Annotated in this window: 14 protein-coding genes; 6 read left to right on the forward strand and 8 right to left on the reverse strand. The window is 72.4% G+C overall.

Going from position 1 to position 14,685, the window contains the following annotated elements; genetic code table 11:
- Positions 1-94: 94 nt before the first annotated feature.
- Positions 95-415, reverse strand: coding sequence for a hypothetical protein (locus tag AC07AL_RS37795; RefSeq protein WP_478319528.1), 321 nt, complete (start codon positions 413-415; stop codon positions 95-97).
- Positions 416-1,045: 630 nt separating this feature from the next.
- Here AC07AL_RS37795 and AC07AL_RS37800 point away from each other — a divergent pair.
- Complete coding sequence (locus AC07AL_RS37800) at positions 1,046-2,200, forward strand: oxygenase MpaB family protein (protein ID WP_363589632.1); 1,155 nt, start codon at positions 1,046-1,048, stop codon at positions 2,198-2,200.
- A 334-nt stretch (positions 2,201-2,534) separates the two neighbouring features.
- Here the strand turns inward: AC07AL_RS37800 and AC07AL_RS37805 are convergent, their stop codons facing one another.
- Together AC07AL_RS37805 and AC07AL_RS37810 are read right to left on the reverse strand one after the other, a co-directional pair.
- Positions 2,535-3,308 (reverse strand): hypothetical protein, encoded by a 774-nt coding sequence (locus AC07AL_RS37805; RefSeq protein WP_478319529.1) that lies wholly within the window; start codon positions 3,306-3,308, stop codon positions 2,535-2,537.
- 238 nt (positions 3,309-3,546) lie between these two features.
- Positions 3,547-5,022 (reverse strand): DUF2079 domain-containing protein, encoded by a 1,476-nt coding sequence (locus tag AC07AL_RS37810; RefSeq protein WP_478319530.1) that lies wholly within the window; start codon positions 5,020-5,022, stop codon positions 3,547-3,549.
- A 130-nt stretch (positions 5,023-5,152) separates the two neighbouring features.
- Here AC07AL_RS37810 and AC07AL_RS37815 point away from each other — a divergent pair, with 130 nt between their 5' ends.
- Both AC07AL_RS37815 and AC07AL_RS37820 read left to right on the forward strand, forming a co-directional pair.
- Entirely contained in the window at positions 5,153-5,827 is a 675-nt protein-coding gene (locus AC07AL_RS37815) for a response regulator transcription factor (protein WP_363589498.1), read from the forward strand.
- Positions 5,820-7,286, forward strand: coding sequence for a sensor histidine kinase (locus tag AC07AL_RS37820; protein WP_363589496.1), 1,467 nt, complete (start codon positions 5,820-5,822; stop codon positions 7,284-7,286). The genes AC07AL_RS37815 and AC07AL_RS37820 overlap by 8 nt, the downstream gene beginning before the upstream one ends.
- 100 nt (positions 7,287-7,386) lie before the next feature.
- Here AC07AL_RS37820 and AC07AL_RS37825 read toward each other — a convergent pair whose 3' ends face one another.
- Both AC07AL_RS37825 and bla read right to left on the reverse strand, forming a co-directional pair.
- Positions 7,387-8,430 carry an MBL fold metallo-hydrolase gene (locus AC07AL_RS37825; RefSeq protein ID WP_363589494.1) on the reverse strand — a complete coding sequence of 348 codons (1,044 nt, stop codon included), beginning with the start codon at positions 8,428-8,430 and terminating at the stop codon, positions 7,387-7,389.
- Between the two features lie 111 nt (positions 8,431-8,541).
- Complete coding sequence (bla, locus tag AC07AL_RS37830) at positions 8,542-9,477, reverse strand: class A beta-lactamase (protein WP_478319531.1); 936 nt, start codon at positions 9,475-9,477, stop codon at positions 8,542-8,544.
- 115 nt (positions 9,478-9,592) lie between these two features.
- On the opposite strand from bla, the gene AC07AL_RS37835 reads away from it, so the two are divergent.
- Both AC07AL_RS37835 and AC07AL_RS37840 read left to right on the forward strand, forming a co-directional pair.
- On the forward strand, positions 9,593-10,540 hold the full coding sequence (locus AC07AL_RS37835) for a LysR family transcriptional regulator (RefSeq protein WP_363589490.1): 948 nt from the start codon (positions 9,593-9,595) through the stop codon (positions 10,538-10,540).
- The gene (locus AC07AL_RS37840) at positions 10,537-11,499 is read left to right on the forward strand and encodes a serine hydrolase (RefSeq protein ID WP_478319532.1); all 963 of its coding nucleotides are present in this window, start codon (positions 10,537-10,539) and stop codon (positions 11,497-11,499) included. The genes AC07AL_RS37835 and AC07AL_RS37840 overlap by 4 nt, the downstream gene beginning before the upstream one ends.
- A 49-nt stretch (positions 11,500-11,548) precedes the next feature.
- Here the strand turns inward: AC07AL_RS37840 and AC07AL_RS37845 are convergent, their stop codons facing one another.
- Positions 11,549-11,761: a hypothetical protein gene (locus AC07AL_RS37845; protein WP_363589506.1), complete on the reverse strand. Its 213-nt coding sequence runs from the start codon at positions 11,759-11,761 to the stop codon at positions 11,549-11,551.
- Positions 11,762-12,235: 474 nt separating this feature from the next.
- Here AC07AL_RS37845 and AC07AL_RS37850 point away from each other — a divergent pair, with 474 nt between their 5' ends.
- Complete coding sequence (locus tag AC07AL_RS37850) at positions 12,236-12,592, forward strand: beta/gamma crystallin domain-containing protein (RefSeq protein WP_363589488.1); 357 nt, start codon at positions 12,236-12,238, stop codon at positions 12,590-12,592.
- Between the two features lie 166 nt (positions 12,593-12,758).
- On the opposite strand, the gene AC07AL_RS37855 is transcribed toward AC07AL_RS37850, so the two are convergent.
- Entirely contained in the window at positions 12,759-13,226 is a 468-nt protein-coding gene (locus AC07AL_RS37855; protein WP_478319533.1) for a hypothetical protein, read from the reverse strand.
- 68 nt (positions 13,227-13,294) lie between these two features.
- Complete coding sequence (locus AC07AL_RS37860) at positions 13,295-14,215, reverse strand: CAP domain-containing protein (RefSeq protein WP_400989109.1); 921 nt, start codon at positions 14,213-14,215, stop codon at positions 13,295-13,297.
- Positions 14,216-14,685 lie beyond the last annotated feature (470 nt).

Below are 14,685 nucleotides of genomic sequence, written 5' to 3' on the forward strand. Positions count from 1 at the left end.
ACCCCGGCCATCTCCTCAGGTGTCACACACCACCAACGACACAACCCACCAACAGACACGCCACTACCGCACAAACCTGACCAAGCCCTACTAGCTAGGCGGCGACCTGGCAGCCCTCGCCGAAGCCGTCGCGGTCCAGCACCACCTTCCGGGCCGGGGTGGACTTCGCCCACTCGGCGTCGCACAAAGCCGCGTCGCACAGAGCCGCATCGCCCTGACGCCCGCCGCTCTGGACGATGGCGAGCCGGGCGTAGCGGCCGACGACCCGGGAGGCATTGCGGCTCCTCTCGGGGTCGCCGAGCCACTTCGCGGCCCACTCCGGGGTGCCCGCAACAGGCGACGCCGAGGCCGGCACGGGCACGGCGGCCGTCGTCGGCGCCCCGCTCGACGTGCAGGCCGCTGCTCCCCCGAGCACGACGATCACTGTTGCTGGGGCGACAAGCCACTCCCCCATGTTCATGGTCAGAGAAGGTAGTAGGGTGTACGAACCTTCCGGGCCGCCGGGCAGGCCCTCACCCGGCGGCTTCCCTGGCGGGCCCGGGCTCGGACGCCGGAGCGTTCGCCGCGATCTCGGCCCACAGTCCGGCCGGGTACAGGCCGATCCGCAGGGCGATAGGCGGACGACGGGACCGGGAGCACGCCTAGAACTACACCCCGGGCCACGAGCCCCGACCCGGATACGGCACCCGGCCCCAGCAGCTGTCCACCAATCCCACAGGGCACTGGCTGCACGCCCTGGACGGAGTGGACACGTGGACGCCCGCCATCGAGGTGCTGCGGGACAGTGTCGTGGCGGCGTCCCGGTAGCACGACAGACGGCCCGCCACCGCGCCTCGCGCCGTGGCCGGACAGGTCCACCGTGGTGCCCTTCACTCGTTCGAGGGAGGGCGAAACGTTTTTTCGCTCAGCTGAGGTACGACGTTCCGCCAGAGTCGGAGGCATGCCGCTGCTCGCTGATCCATCTGTCCGGGACGCCATGTCGACCACGGTTCCCGGCACGTGCCGACCGGCGGCTTCCCCCCTCAGCGAAGGAAGGAGCCCTTCTGTGGCTTTGACGACTCAGAACGCGACGCAAGAGCTGGAGGCCGCGGGCCAGGCAGGTGACCCGCAGGCCGATCAGCTCGTCTCCGATCTGATCGACCACAAGGAAATCGACGGCGTCAACGCCCTCTTCCGCACCATCGGGACGCTCAAGCCCGGTCAGGACCTCTCCCAACTGCCCCAGCGGCTGGCGGACTTCCTGCGGGAGGCCGCGGCGCCGCCGCCGGACTGGTCGGAGGCGGACGTCGACGCCGCGGAGGGCTTCTTCGGCCACCACCACGGCGAAGTGACCATGCTCCAGGGCACCGTCGGCCTGATCGGTACCTACCTCTCCCCCACCGGCGCGTTCACGCTCCGCTCGACCGGGCGGCTCGGCGGCGTCAAGGGCCCGGGCCGGCGCCTGTCGCAGTCGTCCCGGCTGTTCCTCGACATGGGCAACAAGAACGCCCTGCGCGACGGCACCCTCGCGGCGAACGTCACCAAGGTCCGCCTGGTTCACGCCTCCGTACGGCAGTTGCACAAGAAGAGCGGCGCGTGGGACTACGCCAAGTGGGGCGAGCCGGTGTCGATCAAATACACCACCGGCGCCTCCTGCGTGTTCAGCGTGCAGATCCTGGAGGCGATGAAGAACCTCGGCATCGACGTCTCCAAGGAAGACGCCCACGGGTTCATGTGTGCCTGGCACTACGTCAACCACTACCTCGGCACTCCCGAGCGGTGGCAACTGCCCAAGGACGCCGACCTGGTCACGCGCATCTGGAACCAGGCGCGCAACGACGAGTGGAAGAAGTCCGAGGACGGCGTCTTCATGACGCAGCAGGCCGTCGACTTCTACAAGCAGTTCTACCCCGGCCCCACGCACGACGCGCTCATGGCCCTGGTCCGGCACGCGCTCACCGACGAGTACGCCGACATGGCCGGCGTGCCCAAGGGCGTCCTCGACCTCGCCTCCGGTCCGCTCGCCGCCGGCCACGGCGTGGTCAGCGGCCTGGGCGGCGGGCTCCTCGGCGGTTCCGTCCAGAAGACCACCGGAGTCAACCCCTACAAGGACGTCCTCGGCATGGCCTCCAAGACGTTCAACGAGATCCAGAAGTTCGCGCTCACCCACGACCAGGACGACCAGCCGCAGATGCACCAGGAACTCGGCGACGACCGCTGAGCACCGCCGACCCCACAGGTCCGGGCGGGGCACGGCGTGAACCACCCCATGGCGCAGCGGAACGGCTCGGTTTCCAGGGGAAGCACAAGGTGGCGCTGTCTCCCGGGGCCGTCACCCAAACCGCCTTCTGCTGCCGGTCCAGGGTCCCCAGCACCGGCGACTGCGGGGCGGCGGCCGCAGACCGGACTCGCGCCGCCTCCATGCCGGACACCGCCTGACCGATAGACGGGAACCCGCCGGGCTCATCCCGGCGCCGTTTAACCGCCCCGGTTTCGATGTCATCTTCTTGTTTCGACACGTCGTCAGCGCTGCCGGTTCCTCTTCCGGCCGACTGTCACGTGTCAGAACGACGTCGGAGCCATGCCGTGGCCAGCATTCCCAGAACCACCAGCAAACCGCCGACCGCGATCCCGATGTGCTTCGCGCTCAGCAGACGGTTGTTCCTGCCTTCAGCCGCAGCATCGCGCGGAGGAGGGGGGATGGTGGCCCCGGAGCTGGGAGTCTCCGGCCCAGGCTGGCCGCCTTGGGGATTGTCCCCTGCTTGGGGCGACGGGGAGCCGGACGCGCCGCTCCCGTCGGCAGCTCCACCCCCGTACGGAGGAGCGCCGTCACCGCGGTCACCGTCGTCGTGCTTGTCGATGCAGTGGGCAGCCGGGAAGGAGAAAACTCGCTCGTGGCGGTCGAATGCCTTCACCACGAAGAGCGGGTGCTCCCTGAAGAAGTCACGAATCTGCCACTCGTACTGGTTGCTGGTCTGGGTGGGATAGTTCACGTCCAAATACGTTGAAACATTGAAGCTGTCCCACGGTGCTGCCGGCGACGAGGGTGAGGATGACGCGTCCCCCTGGAGAACGAGAGCCTCCGGCCCGTGCCGGCCGTTCTTCAGGATGATTCTGAAGTTCTGGTCGATGAGTACGACACGGCGGGAACTGTGGCAGTCACGCAAGGGATTGTGGTCATGGTGTCGCCCCTCCCCATCCCCGTCCTGGAGCCACATGGAGCCGAACGCATGCCGTGCGGACGCCTGCGCAGCGACGTCCGCCAACGGAGACGCAAGGGCGATTACCGCACCCGCCAGCGACGCTGCGACCCGGGGACGACGATTCATCCAACGACCTCCATGGGTGGCGAACGCGCTGGACCGCCTGTTGGGCGACGCATCCGAATCTCGGAAGAAGTTAAGAGGAGTCGACTCGTCATATCGTGAACATCTCGGGGGAGCCCTCCTTTTGTCACTCAGCCGCAGCAGTTCCGGGAGAAGGAGGTAGGGCGTGGGCCGGTCCGGGCACCGTGACCGACCTCCCCGGCCCCGCAGGCAGGGCCGGCAGGGCCGCTGGGCCGCCTTGTCATTCCCGCGCGCCGAGGTGGTAGACGGTGACGCCTCCGGCGCTCGCGACGGGACGGTAGCCGGCGGCGGGGAGGGCGCGAAGGGCTTCGGCCTCCTGGCCGGCGGGGAAGAGGCCGTCCCGCGGGTGGTCGGGGGCCGCGACCCAGTCGGGCTTCGCGCCCGGGCCTCCGGGGTAGTACGGGAAGAGGAAGACCCGGGTGCGGTCGGTGAGTTGGGGTGCGATGCCGTTGGCGGCAGCCACCTGCGCACCGTCCGGGATCACCCGCAGCACTCCGCGCACGGCGTCGGCCGTCGCGTCGCGCTGCCAGGTGGCGGGCCGGGCCAGCTCGGCGAGGGGGCGGAAGGGCAGGGCGGCGGCCGTCACCGCGAGCCCGACGGCCACGAGGCCGCAGGCCGTCCACCGCCGCAGGCCGTGCCGCGCGCGGAGCCGGGCCAGGGCGTCGGCGAAGGCGAGGAAGACGATCGGCATCAGGACGGCGCCGTAGTGGAAGCCCGTCCCCCAGTAGGCGGGGTTGGTGGACCAGAACCGCCAGCCCAGGGTGGGGAGCGCGAGCAGGATCAGTGGGGAGCGCAGCGCCAGGAACGCGGTGGGGGCCAGCAGCACGGCGACGGTCCCCCACTTCTGGGCGGGCAGGAGCAGCCTGGTCACGGGGTCGCCGGCCGGGCCGTCCACGTTGGAGAGGTAGGTGTAGACGCCGTCGGGATTGAGGGCCGGGATGACGACCAGCACCACCAGCGCCACGGTGGCGGCGGCGAGCGCGACGACGCCCGCGCCGAGTCGGCGGCGACCGTGCCAGAACAGGTAGCAGCCGACGGCCACGACCGTCGCCGCCAGGTCCTCCTTCACGAGCAGCAACGGCAGCGCGCACCACGCGGCCGCACGCCACCTCCGCAGCGTCAGCCGCTCCAGGGAGAAGGCCAACAGCGGTACGGCGAAGGCGATTTCGTGGAAGTCGAAGGCCACCGCCTGCTGCAGACCGACCGACAAGCCGTACCCGACGCCGATGCCCGCGCCCGCCCACGGACCGGCCGCCCGCGCCGCCACCCTGGTCACCGGGACGGCGGACACGGCGAGCAGCGCCGCCTGGGCGACCAGCAGGGTCATCGGGGAGGGGAAGACCCGGTAGAGCGGTGCGAGGGTGGCCAGGATCGGGTGGAAGTGGTCCCCGAGCAGGTGGAAGCCCGGCCCCTTCAGCTCGGAGACCGGCGCGCGGCCCTCGGCGTAGCCGCGGACGGCCTGCTCGAAGATCCCCAGGTCGAAGCCGGACGTCCGCAGGTGCAGATGGCGGGAGACGGACAGCGCGCTGTAGGCGGCGAACAGCACGGCGGCGAGCGCCCAGGGCAGCAGGACGGTCCGGCCCGGCCGCGGCGGCTCGGGCAGCGGCCGGGATCCGGGCCGGGTCCGCAGCTGGGAGTGGAGCTGGGACTGGGGTGCGACCGTGGCGCGGGGTGCGCGGGTCAGGGTCAGGGTCACGGGGCTCACCTCGCGGTAGGGCGGACGTGGGGCGACCCCCGAAGCGTCCGACCCGCCCTCTGAAGATCCGCTGAAAGAGCCTGAAAGCACCTTCAGGAACCGCGACACCCCCCGTGACATGCTGAGACTCATGCGCGTACTGGTGGTGGAGGACGAGACCCGGATGGCCGACGCCCTCCGGGACGGGTTGGAGGCGGAGGGCTACACCGTGGACGTCGTCCACGACGGCCGCTCCGGCCTCTGGTACGCGCGCACCGGCGACTACCGGGCGATCGTGCTGGACGTCATGCTCCCCGGCCTCAACGGCTACCGGGTCTGCGCCCAGCTGCGCCAGGAAGGCATCACCGCCCCGATCCTGATGCTCACCGCCAAAGACGGCGAGTACGACGAGATCGAGGCCCTGGACACCGGCGCCGACGACTACCTCGCCAAGCCCTTCTCCTATCCGGTCCTGGTCGCCCGGCTGCGCGCCCTGGTCCGCCGCGGCGGCGCCGAGCGCCCGCCCGAGCTGACCGTCGGCGACCTGATCCTCGACCCCGCCGACCGCTCCTGCCACCGCGCCGGCACCCCGGTCGCCCTCACACCCCGCGAGTACGCCGTCCTGGAGTGCCTGGCCGAACGCCCCGGCGAGGTCGTCGCCAAGACCACCATCCTCGACCAGGTCTGGGAGAGCGGCTACGAGGGCGACCCGAACATCGTCGAGGTGTACGTCAGCGCGCTGCGCCGCAAGATCGACGTCCCGTTCGACCGGAACTCCATCGTCACCGTGCGCGGTACCGGCTACCGGCTGGACTCCCGTGGCTAGGCCGCCGCGGCTGCTGCGCTCACTGCGCTCGCTGCGGGCCCGTTCCGCGGCGGCGGCCGGCCTGGCCGCTGCCGCCGCCTTCACCGCGGGCGCGTTCTGGCTCAGCCACAGCCTCTACGACTCCCAGTCGGACGACGCGAAGGCCGCCGCGCAGGCCCGCCTCGACGTGGCGGTCGCGGACATGCGCACCGGCCACGTCCCGGCGAGCGGGCTGCTCGGCGGCGACCGCGCCTATGCCCTCGTCCTGGACTCCGGCCGGCTCCTGGAGGTCAGCCCCGACCTCGAACCCTTCCGTGCCCAGGTCGCCGCCCAGCTCACGCCGCTGCCCGAAGGCGAGCAGGTCTCCCGCGCCCTCACGCTCGGCGCCCCGGCCGCCGGCACCGCGAGCCGTCTGGCCCACCACACCCTCCCCCTGTACGGGCAGAGCGCCGGCGGCATCGACGGCTACTCCCTGCGGTCCGGCTTCGGCGAACCCGACCGGGGCGAGCGCACCGTCACCGCCTACCTGCTCGTACCGCCCTGGGACGCCGAACGCGTCCAGGAATCCGTCCAACGGCTGCTGCTGGTCGCCGGGCCCTTCGCCGTCCTGCTGGTGGCCGCCATCGCCTGGGCGGTCACCGCCCAGGCGATGCGCCGGGTCGAGGCGATCCGCACACAGATGGCCTCCATCACCGCCCAGCACCTCGACCGGCGCGTCCCCGTCCCGCCCACCGCCGACGAGATCGCCCACCTCGCCACCACCACCAACCAGACCCTCGAGAAGCTCGACCACGCCGTCACCGCCCAGCGCCGCTTCGTCGCCGACGCCTCCCACGAACTGCGCAGCCCCCTCGCCGGACTGCGCACCTCCCTGGAGGTCGCCCTCACCCACCCCGACCGCACCGACTGGCCCACCGTCGTCCGCGCCGCACGCGCCGACACCGTCCGCCTCCAGCACCTCGCCGACGACCTGCTCCTGCTCGCCCGCCCACCCCTCGCCGCACCGGCCCACCACACCCGGGTCGAACTCACCGACCTCGCCCGCGACGTCGCCGCCGAACTCCCGCAGGGCACCAGCCGGATCACCGTCCACGCCGACCGCCCGCTGGAAGTCCCCGGCAACGCCGCCCAACTCCACCGCCTGCTCCGCAACCTGCTGGAGAACGCGCTGCGCCACGCCGCCGACCGCGTCACCGTCACCCTCACCGAGGACCACGGCCCCGACGGTCAGTGGGCCGTCCTCGAAGTCCTGGACGACGGCCCCGGCATCCCCGCCCCCGACCGCGAGCGCGTCTTCGCCCCCTTCACCCGCCTCGACGAGGCCCGCACCCGCGACACCGGCGGCGCCGGACTCGGCCTCGCCATCGCCCGCGACCTGGCAACCCGCCACCACGGCACCCTCACCCTCGCCGACTCCCCCACCGGCGCCCGCTTCCTCCTCCGACTCCCCCTGCCACCACACCCCGCCCGCACTCCGTGAGCCCCGCCCGGACCAGCCGCTCACCGGCGATCCCCCCCCCCGGCTCCACGCCAGGAGGTCGAACTCACCGGCACTGCCCCTGGCCGGGCGGTCCGGACGGTCAGCAGCAGGTGTGCGGTGCCGCGACGGCCCGGGCTGTCGGCGCCTCGGCGTCGGCGATCCGGCCGCGCAGCATCGCGTCCATGACCGCCATGTACCGCTGCGTCCGGGGGCCGCCGAGGAGGAAGGGGTTCGCGGCGCCGGGCGGCTGGCGGCGCAGTAGTTCGGCGCGTTCGAGGCCGTGGTCGTTCGGGTGGTTGGAGAGCTCGACCTCCACGTTCGCCCGGCGCATGACGGCCCGGAAGGCGTGGACGGACGCGAGGAAGGTGCGCAGCTCCTCCGCCGTCGAGGGCGGGTTGAGGCCGCCCCACAGCATCGCGCTGTGGTGCCGGCGGCCGGCCCGGACGGGGATGACCGGGGAGACGGTGCCGGGGGTGTGGCCCGGAGTGTGGTGCAGCTCGATCGTCGTGCCGCCGAGCGTGAGCTGCTCGCCGTCCGCGATGTCGAGGTCCCGGGCGGGGGCGTCGGCCGGGCGGGTGCGGGCGAGGAGGTCCCAGTCGGCCGGGGACATGTGCACGCGGGCGCCGTAGCGGTCGGCGAGGGTCTGCGCGCCGCCGAAGTGGTCCGAGTGGCCGTGGGTGAGGACGACGCGCTTGATCGCCGCCGGATCGGCTCCGACCGCGCGCAGCCCGGGGACGATGATGCCGTCGGCGTCGGCCGGGGAGGTGAGTGCGTCGATCAGCACGATGCCGTCGTCCGTCAGCACCGCCATCGCGGAGACCCAGCCCGCGCTCAGGAGCACGAGGTTGTCGAACAGCTTGACGGGCGCCGGCGCGGGCAGGTCAGGAAGGTCGGAGCCGGGGGTCAGCGCCGTCACCAGGGCACGCAGCACGGGGTCGTCGCCGGCGAGGCGGCGGGCGCGGTCGTAGTGCGGGCGGGAGGCGGACGGCGTACCCGCGGAGGTGGAGGCCGGGGCCGACGCGACGGCCGGGGCCGAGGCGGCGATCGGCGCGGCTCCGGCGGCGATGCCCAGGACGGCGAGCTGGGCGAAGCGGCGTCTGGTGAAGTCGGCGTCCGTGGCGGTCCGGCGGGTGGGGTGGATCACGGCGGTCGGGGCTCCTGGTGGTCGGGGCTCTTGGCGGTCGGGGGTATTGGCGGTCGGGGGTATTGGTGGTCGGGGGTATTGGTGGTCGGGGGTATTGGTGGTCGGGGGTGTTCAGCCGAGGGCGCCGACGACGGTCTTCGTCGCCTGGGCGATCAGCGCGTCGTCGGAGGTGGCGTCGGCCTTGCCGCGGTCGGACATGACGACGATCACGACCGGGCTCCGGCCGCCGGGGGGCCACGCGACGGCGACGTCGTTGCGGGTGCCGTAGCCGCCGTTGCCCGTCTTGTCGCCGACCTTCCAGTCGGTGGGCACGCCCGCGCGGACGTAGGGGGCGCCGGTGGTGTTGCCGATGAGCCAGTCGGTCAGCAGTCGGCGCCGGTCCTCCGCGAGGACGTCGCCGAGGGCGTAGCGGCGCAGGTCGGCGGCGAAGACGCGGGGGGTGCTGGTGTCGCGGGTGTCGCCCGGGGTCGCCTCGTTGAGGGTCGGCTCGGTGCGGTCGACGCTGGTGGTCGGGTCCCCGAGGTCGCGCAGCGACTGCTGGACGGCCGCCGGACCGCCGAGCTCGGCCATGACGAGGTTGGCGGCGGTGTTGTCGCTGTACTGGATCGCGGCGGCGGCCAGATCACGCACCTTCATGCCGGTGGCGACGTGCTGCGAGGTGATCGGCGCCCACGCCAACACGTCCTCCTGGCGGTACGCGACCACCTTCTCCAGCTCCTCGTCGGAGGCCTTGCGCAGCAGGGCGCCGGCGGCGAGCGACTTGATCGTGGACGCGAACGCGAACCGCTCGTCGGCCCGGTAGGCGATCTCCCGGCCGCTGCCGGTGTCCACCGCGTACACGCCGAGGCGGGCGCCGAACTGCTGCTCAAGTCCCTTGAAGGAAGCGCTCGTCGTGTCCGTCGAAGGCGTCGCGCTGGATGCCGGGGCGGGTGTGCCGGCAGCGGCATGGCTACTGAGTCCCGCAGAGCCGCACCCGCTCAGCAGGGTGGCCGCGAGCAGGGCCACGGCGGGCAGCGCGGTACGGGGGCGGCGAAGGGCAGGCGTCATCGGTGGTCTCCCAGGTGGTTCGTGTCGTCACCCTCAGCTAAACAGGCCGCCGGGCCATCAGTCCAAGACCACTATGGTGAAGAGATCGATATGAGAATGCCTATGATTGCTGGCCATGGACCTGTTGGGGCACCTACGCCACTTCCGCGCTGTCGCCGAGGACCGGCACTTCGGCCGCGCCGCCGAGCGCCTGCGGATCGCCCAGCCCTCGCTCTCCCAGCGGATCAAACGTCTGGAGCGCGAGCTCGGCGTGACCCTGTTCGACCGCGGCCCGCGCGGAGTCGAGCTCACCCCGGCGGGCCTGCTGCTGCTCGCGGAGGCGAAGGAGGTGCTGGAGAGCACCGCCCGCCTCCTCGCCACCGCCGCCGACCTGCGCACCGGCCGGGCGGGCACCCTGCGCGCGGCCGTGCCGCCCGAGCTGGGGCCGGCCGTCCTGGCCGCGCTGCTCACCGGCTTCGAGAGCGCCTCCCCCGGCACCCGGCTCGAACTGCGGGAACTGCCGGTCGCGGCCATGGCGCGCGAACTCGCCCAGCACACGGTCGACGTCGCCGTCGTCCGCCACCCGTGCCCGGCCGCCGGGCTGGCGTTCGGGCCGGTCCTGCACCAGCCGCTCGGCGTCCTGCTCGCCGCCGGGAGCCCGGACGCCGACCGCCCGGAGCTGGCGGTGGCCGAACTGACCGGCCGGCGCCTGGTGTTCTTCCCCCGCGCCACCGCCCCCGCGCTGTACGACGAGATGCTCACCACCCTGACCCGGCACGGCTGCACTCCCGAGGCCGTCGTCGACCCGCCCGGCCCGGACGTCGCGGGCGCACTCGTGCTCACCGGCAGCGCCGTCGCCCTGGTGCCACGCACCGCGCCGCCACCGGGTACAGTCTGGCGTCCGCTGACCGGCACCCCGCTGGCCTGGCGCACCTCCACGGCCTGGCCGACCGGGAGCGGCGGCCCCGCCGTCCGGCTGTTCGCCGAGGCCGCCCACGAGGCGCTGACCGAACACGGCGGCCTCCTGCCCCAGCCGCCCAACCCCCCGCTCTTCCCCCGGCCCGCAATGGAGTTCCCGCTGTGACCAGCGACCGCGCCCACGGCAACCGCGCATCCGGCGACCGCCCCGCCGGCGCCCGCACCGCACGCGCCCGCATCGCCGCCGCCTTCGCCGACGCCGGCGTCAGCGGCCGGCTGCACGCCCGCGACCTCGACACCGGTACCGAGATCGCCCTCGACGCCGACACCCCGGTCAGCACCTCCAGCGTTCACAAGCTCTGCCTCCTGGTCACGCTCTTCCGCGAGGCCGCCGCCGGACGGATCGACCTGACCCGCCAGGTGGACGTCCCCGCCGCCGGCCGAACCTCCGGGGGCACCGGCCTGGCCGCCATGCTCGACGCCGCCCGGCTCTCCCTGCGCGACCTCGCCTACCTGACCGTCGCCGTCAGCGACAACGCCGCCGCGGACGTCCTCTGGGACGAGATCGGCCTCGACACCGTCAACCGCACCATGGCCGACCTCGGCCTGACCCGCACCGTCGCCGTCCACAAGCTCCGCGACCTCATCGCCGCCCTCGCCGAGGACACCGGCCGGGACTCCCCGGTCGACCCCGCCGTCGTCGCCCGCCTCAGAGTCCTCGACCCCGCCTTCACCAACCGCAGCACCGCCCGCGACATGACCACCCTGCTCGCCGCCCTCTGGCACGGCGACGCCTGCCCCGGCGAACACGGCGCCGCACTCCGCCGCCTGCTCGGCCTCCAGGTCTGGCCGCACCGCCTCGCCTCCGGCTTCCCCTACGACGACGTCCGCGTCCACGGGAAGACCGGCACCCTCCCGACGCTGCGCCACGAGGTCGGCGTCGTCGAATACCCCGACGGCGGCCGCTACGCCCTCGCCGTCTTCACCCGCGCCGCCGCCACCACCATCACCCTCCCCGCCGCCGACGCCGCCATCGGCACCACCGCCCGCCTCGCCGTCGACGCCCTGCGCGCGATGGCGGCCGGGAGGGGGGACGGCCCGTCAGCAGATCAACAGGTCCGGTGACCTGCGAGGTCACGCAACGAGCGCGGCTCGCGGTTCAACTCCCGACGCCCTATTGAACGCTGTAGTTCAGGATGATGGTGGTGTCGTCGGCAGTGGTGTACTCCAGGGTGCCGTCGCCGGTGATGGTCCGGTAGGCGCCGGTGCCGCCGACGATCGCCACCGGGAACTGCCTTCCGGGGTTGGGGACGGTGCGTTCGTGCATGGTGCTCACGTGCACCTCCCCGCCGGCCAGGCGCAGGATCGCCTTGTCGTGGAACTTCATCGGGCGGTCCCACGAGGACATCGTCCAGGCTCGCGACGAGTGGCAGGCCGCCACCGACCGCTTCGGCGCCGTCCAGGGCTACCCGGGCAACCACCTCCCCGCCCCGGAGCTCCCCGGCAACACCCGACACGTCATGCGCGAACTCGCCAGCCCCACCCCCCTCTCCCAGCCAGGTGCCCCCAACACCTGTCGCGCGCGGTCGGCGGTCGGACCATCACCCCACGTCAGAGCGGCCGGTAGGCGATCTCGGTCGACGGCCCGTCCGCCCGGCCCCGGAACCACTCGCGACACACCAGAACAACGCACCCCACGCCTCGCCGAAAGTCCGGATGGAAATGACCGAGAACACGTAAGGTCGAGGTTCGTTCGATTGACCCTCACAAAGGCGGTCTGGATACTGATCGAGCACGACGCAACCGAAACTCGTTGCGAAGCGGACTCCGATTCGACATTTTATCCGACTGAGGAGAATCCATGATCTCGAAAGCGAAGAAGGTCGTGAGCTCGATGGCGATGGCCTTCGCCGCGGCGGCCACGCTCACCGTGGCCGTGCCGTCCGGCACCGCCTTCGCCATCGACCACGTCCAGTGTGACGGGAGCCGCAATGACTTCCTGAAGATCTGGTCGCACCTCGACGGCCGTGACAGCGTCGACTGCTACGCGAACGGGGGGACGATCGGCTTCGGCGGGTGGTGGATCGACCGGATCTCCACGGGGAACAACGACTTGGTCTACTCCGATGCCAACGGCGACTCGGTGAGGGTCAACCGCTGGACCGACATCACGTACCCGAACCGCCCGCCGAGGGTCAACTCCATCCAAATCCTCTGACGAACCGGCGGAGCGGGACCCGAACGGAAATTCGCCCGGCCGCATCACCGTAAGTCCCCGCAGCGCTTTGATCGCCGTCGAATTTTCTGTGACGTAAATTCGCTCAATTCCGGTCCACCGGCGCCGGCCATGCCCTCCAGGGGCTGGCCGGCGCCGGCATGTGGTGTCACGGCTGCCCGCCGAGCCCCAACTTCCGGACCCCGAAGGGGGAGAAGACCATGTGCGCGGCCCAACCGCGGTGAATCAGCGCGATCTGCGAGGGCACCGGCATCACCGGGTACAGCTCCCTGCCCCGCGACCAGTTCGCGAGCAGGCCCTCCGTGGTGTCGACCGCCGAAACCAGCATCGTCACCTGGAGATCCCCGTCACCCCAGGTGTTCCACAGGGCCCATCCTTCGGGCCTGGCCTCGACCCCGAGGCGCGAGCACACCTCCTCGTAGCTCTCCCCCACGCTCTCCGGCATCGCCCCGGGCCGCGGGATCGCCACCCCGGCCAGCTTCACCTCGGACCGGTCAGCCTCCTCGCCGAGGCAGCCGTCCCCCGGGAAGTGGTAGTGCCGGATCTCCCGGGCCAGCCGCGCGCGGTCTGGTCGTACACCTCGGTGTGCCGGCCGGCCTCCCGGAAGTGCCGTCACTGGCGGAGGCTCTGGCCGGGGCCGCTCCGCCGGGGTGGGTGGCCCCGGCGGACCGGTCGTGGCGGGGGTCAGCGGGTGCTGAAGTCCGCGTTCCAGGAGGCGTTGCCGGTGCGGGCCAGGCCGACCTCGTTGTAGTCGCCGAGCATGATCCCCAGGTGAAGGGGCGACCTGATCCAGCCGTCGACGGCGGCGTCGATGTCGGTGGGGCCGTAGAAGGCGATCTCGCCGAATCCCCTCCCGGTGTAGCCGAGGTTGCGCGCGATGCCGTTCGAGTCACAGAAGTGGCCGGAGACTCGGCGCTGGTCCATCTGGTCGGCGTTGCACTTGGCGGCCTGGGAGAGCGTCTGGTTGAGGCGCACCGCCGGCTTGCCGTTCTGGGCGCGCACGGTGTTGAGCCGGTCGAGGAAGCGCTGCTCGACGGAGGTACCCGGGCCCGGGCCGGTGCCCGACCCGATCAGGTCGAACCGCTGGGACATGCTGCCGTCGCAGTTCTCGACGGTGACCTCCTGGTCGAGGCCGTGGTAGGTCAGACAGCGGTTGTCGCGGGCGTTGTGGAGGTAGGTGCCGCCGCCGGCGACGGGCTCCAGGGTCCACTGCTGGTTGGCGCCCGCCCACCAGTGGATGAACTGGGTGGACCGGCCGTCGTTGGTGTCCATCTCCAGCACGCGCTCGGTGCCGTTGACGTTGCGGGCGAAGTCGACCCGGTCGCCGGGCTTGTTGGAGATCCAGAACGAGGTGGAGGCGTTCTGGTAGTTGCGGGCGACGATCCGGGAACCCTCGCCGTCGGCGCTGGCCAGCGAGTTGTGGTTCTGGTGGTCCTGGATCGTGATCATCTGCTCGACCACGGCGGCGTTCGCCGGCGCGGCGAGCAGCGTGATGCTGCTCGCGGATATGGCGGAGACGGCGAGCGCCAGGCCTGCCAGCCGGGTGCGGCGGCGGGTGCCGGTGCTCGGGCGGGGGCGGAGGGTCCGGGCGGACGGGTGGGACACGGGGATCTCCTGTTGTCGGTGGACCGCGTGCGGATGCGACTGCGGAACGCGGTCAGGACACCAGGACTGGATTGACGATCGATCAGCAGCGTGTTGACGAACAGGGTGTGCGTCGTCCATGGAGGCGGCGCGGAGCTCGGGTGGACCCCGCCCGCATGAAGGCGCCAGGGTGAACGCGGACGGGTGAACGCGCCAGGGTGGACACGTCGCCGCGCCCCGGCAGAAGCGGTGCCGGGGCGCGGTACGCAGCGGAGGAGAACGGGCCGACCCGGTCCCGCCCGCCCACACGTGTGTCAGCCGGACCGTGCTGCCGTGGGGGGGGGGGGGGGGGGGGGGGGGGGGGGGGGGGGGGGGGGGGGGGGGGGGGGGGGGGGGGGGGGGGGGGGGGGGGGGGGGGGGGGGGGGAGGGGGGGGGGGGGGGGGGGGGGGGGGGGGGGGGGGGGGGGGGGGGGGGGGGGGGGGGGGGGAGT

The sequence above is a fragment of the Kitasatospora sp. NPDC043949 genome (assembly GCF_056435365.1).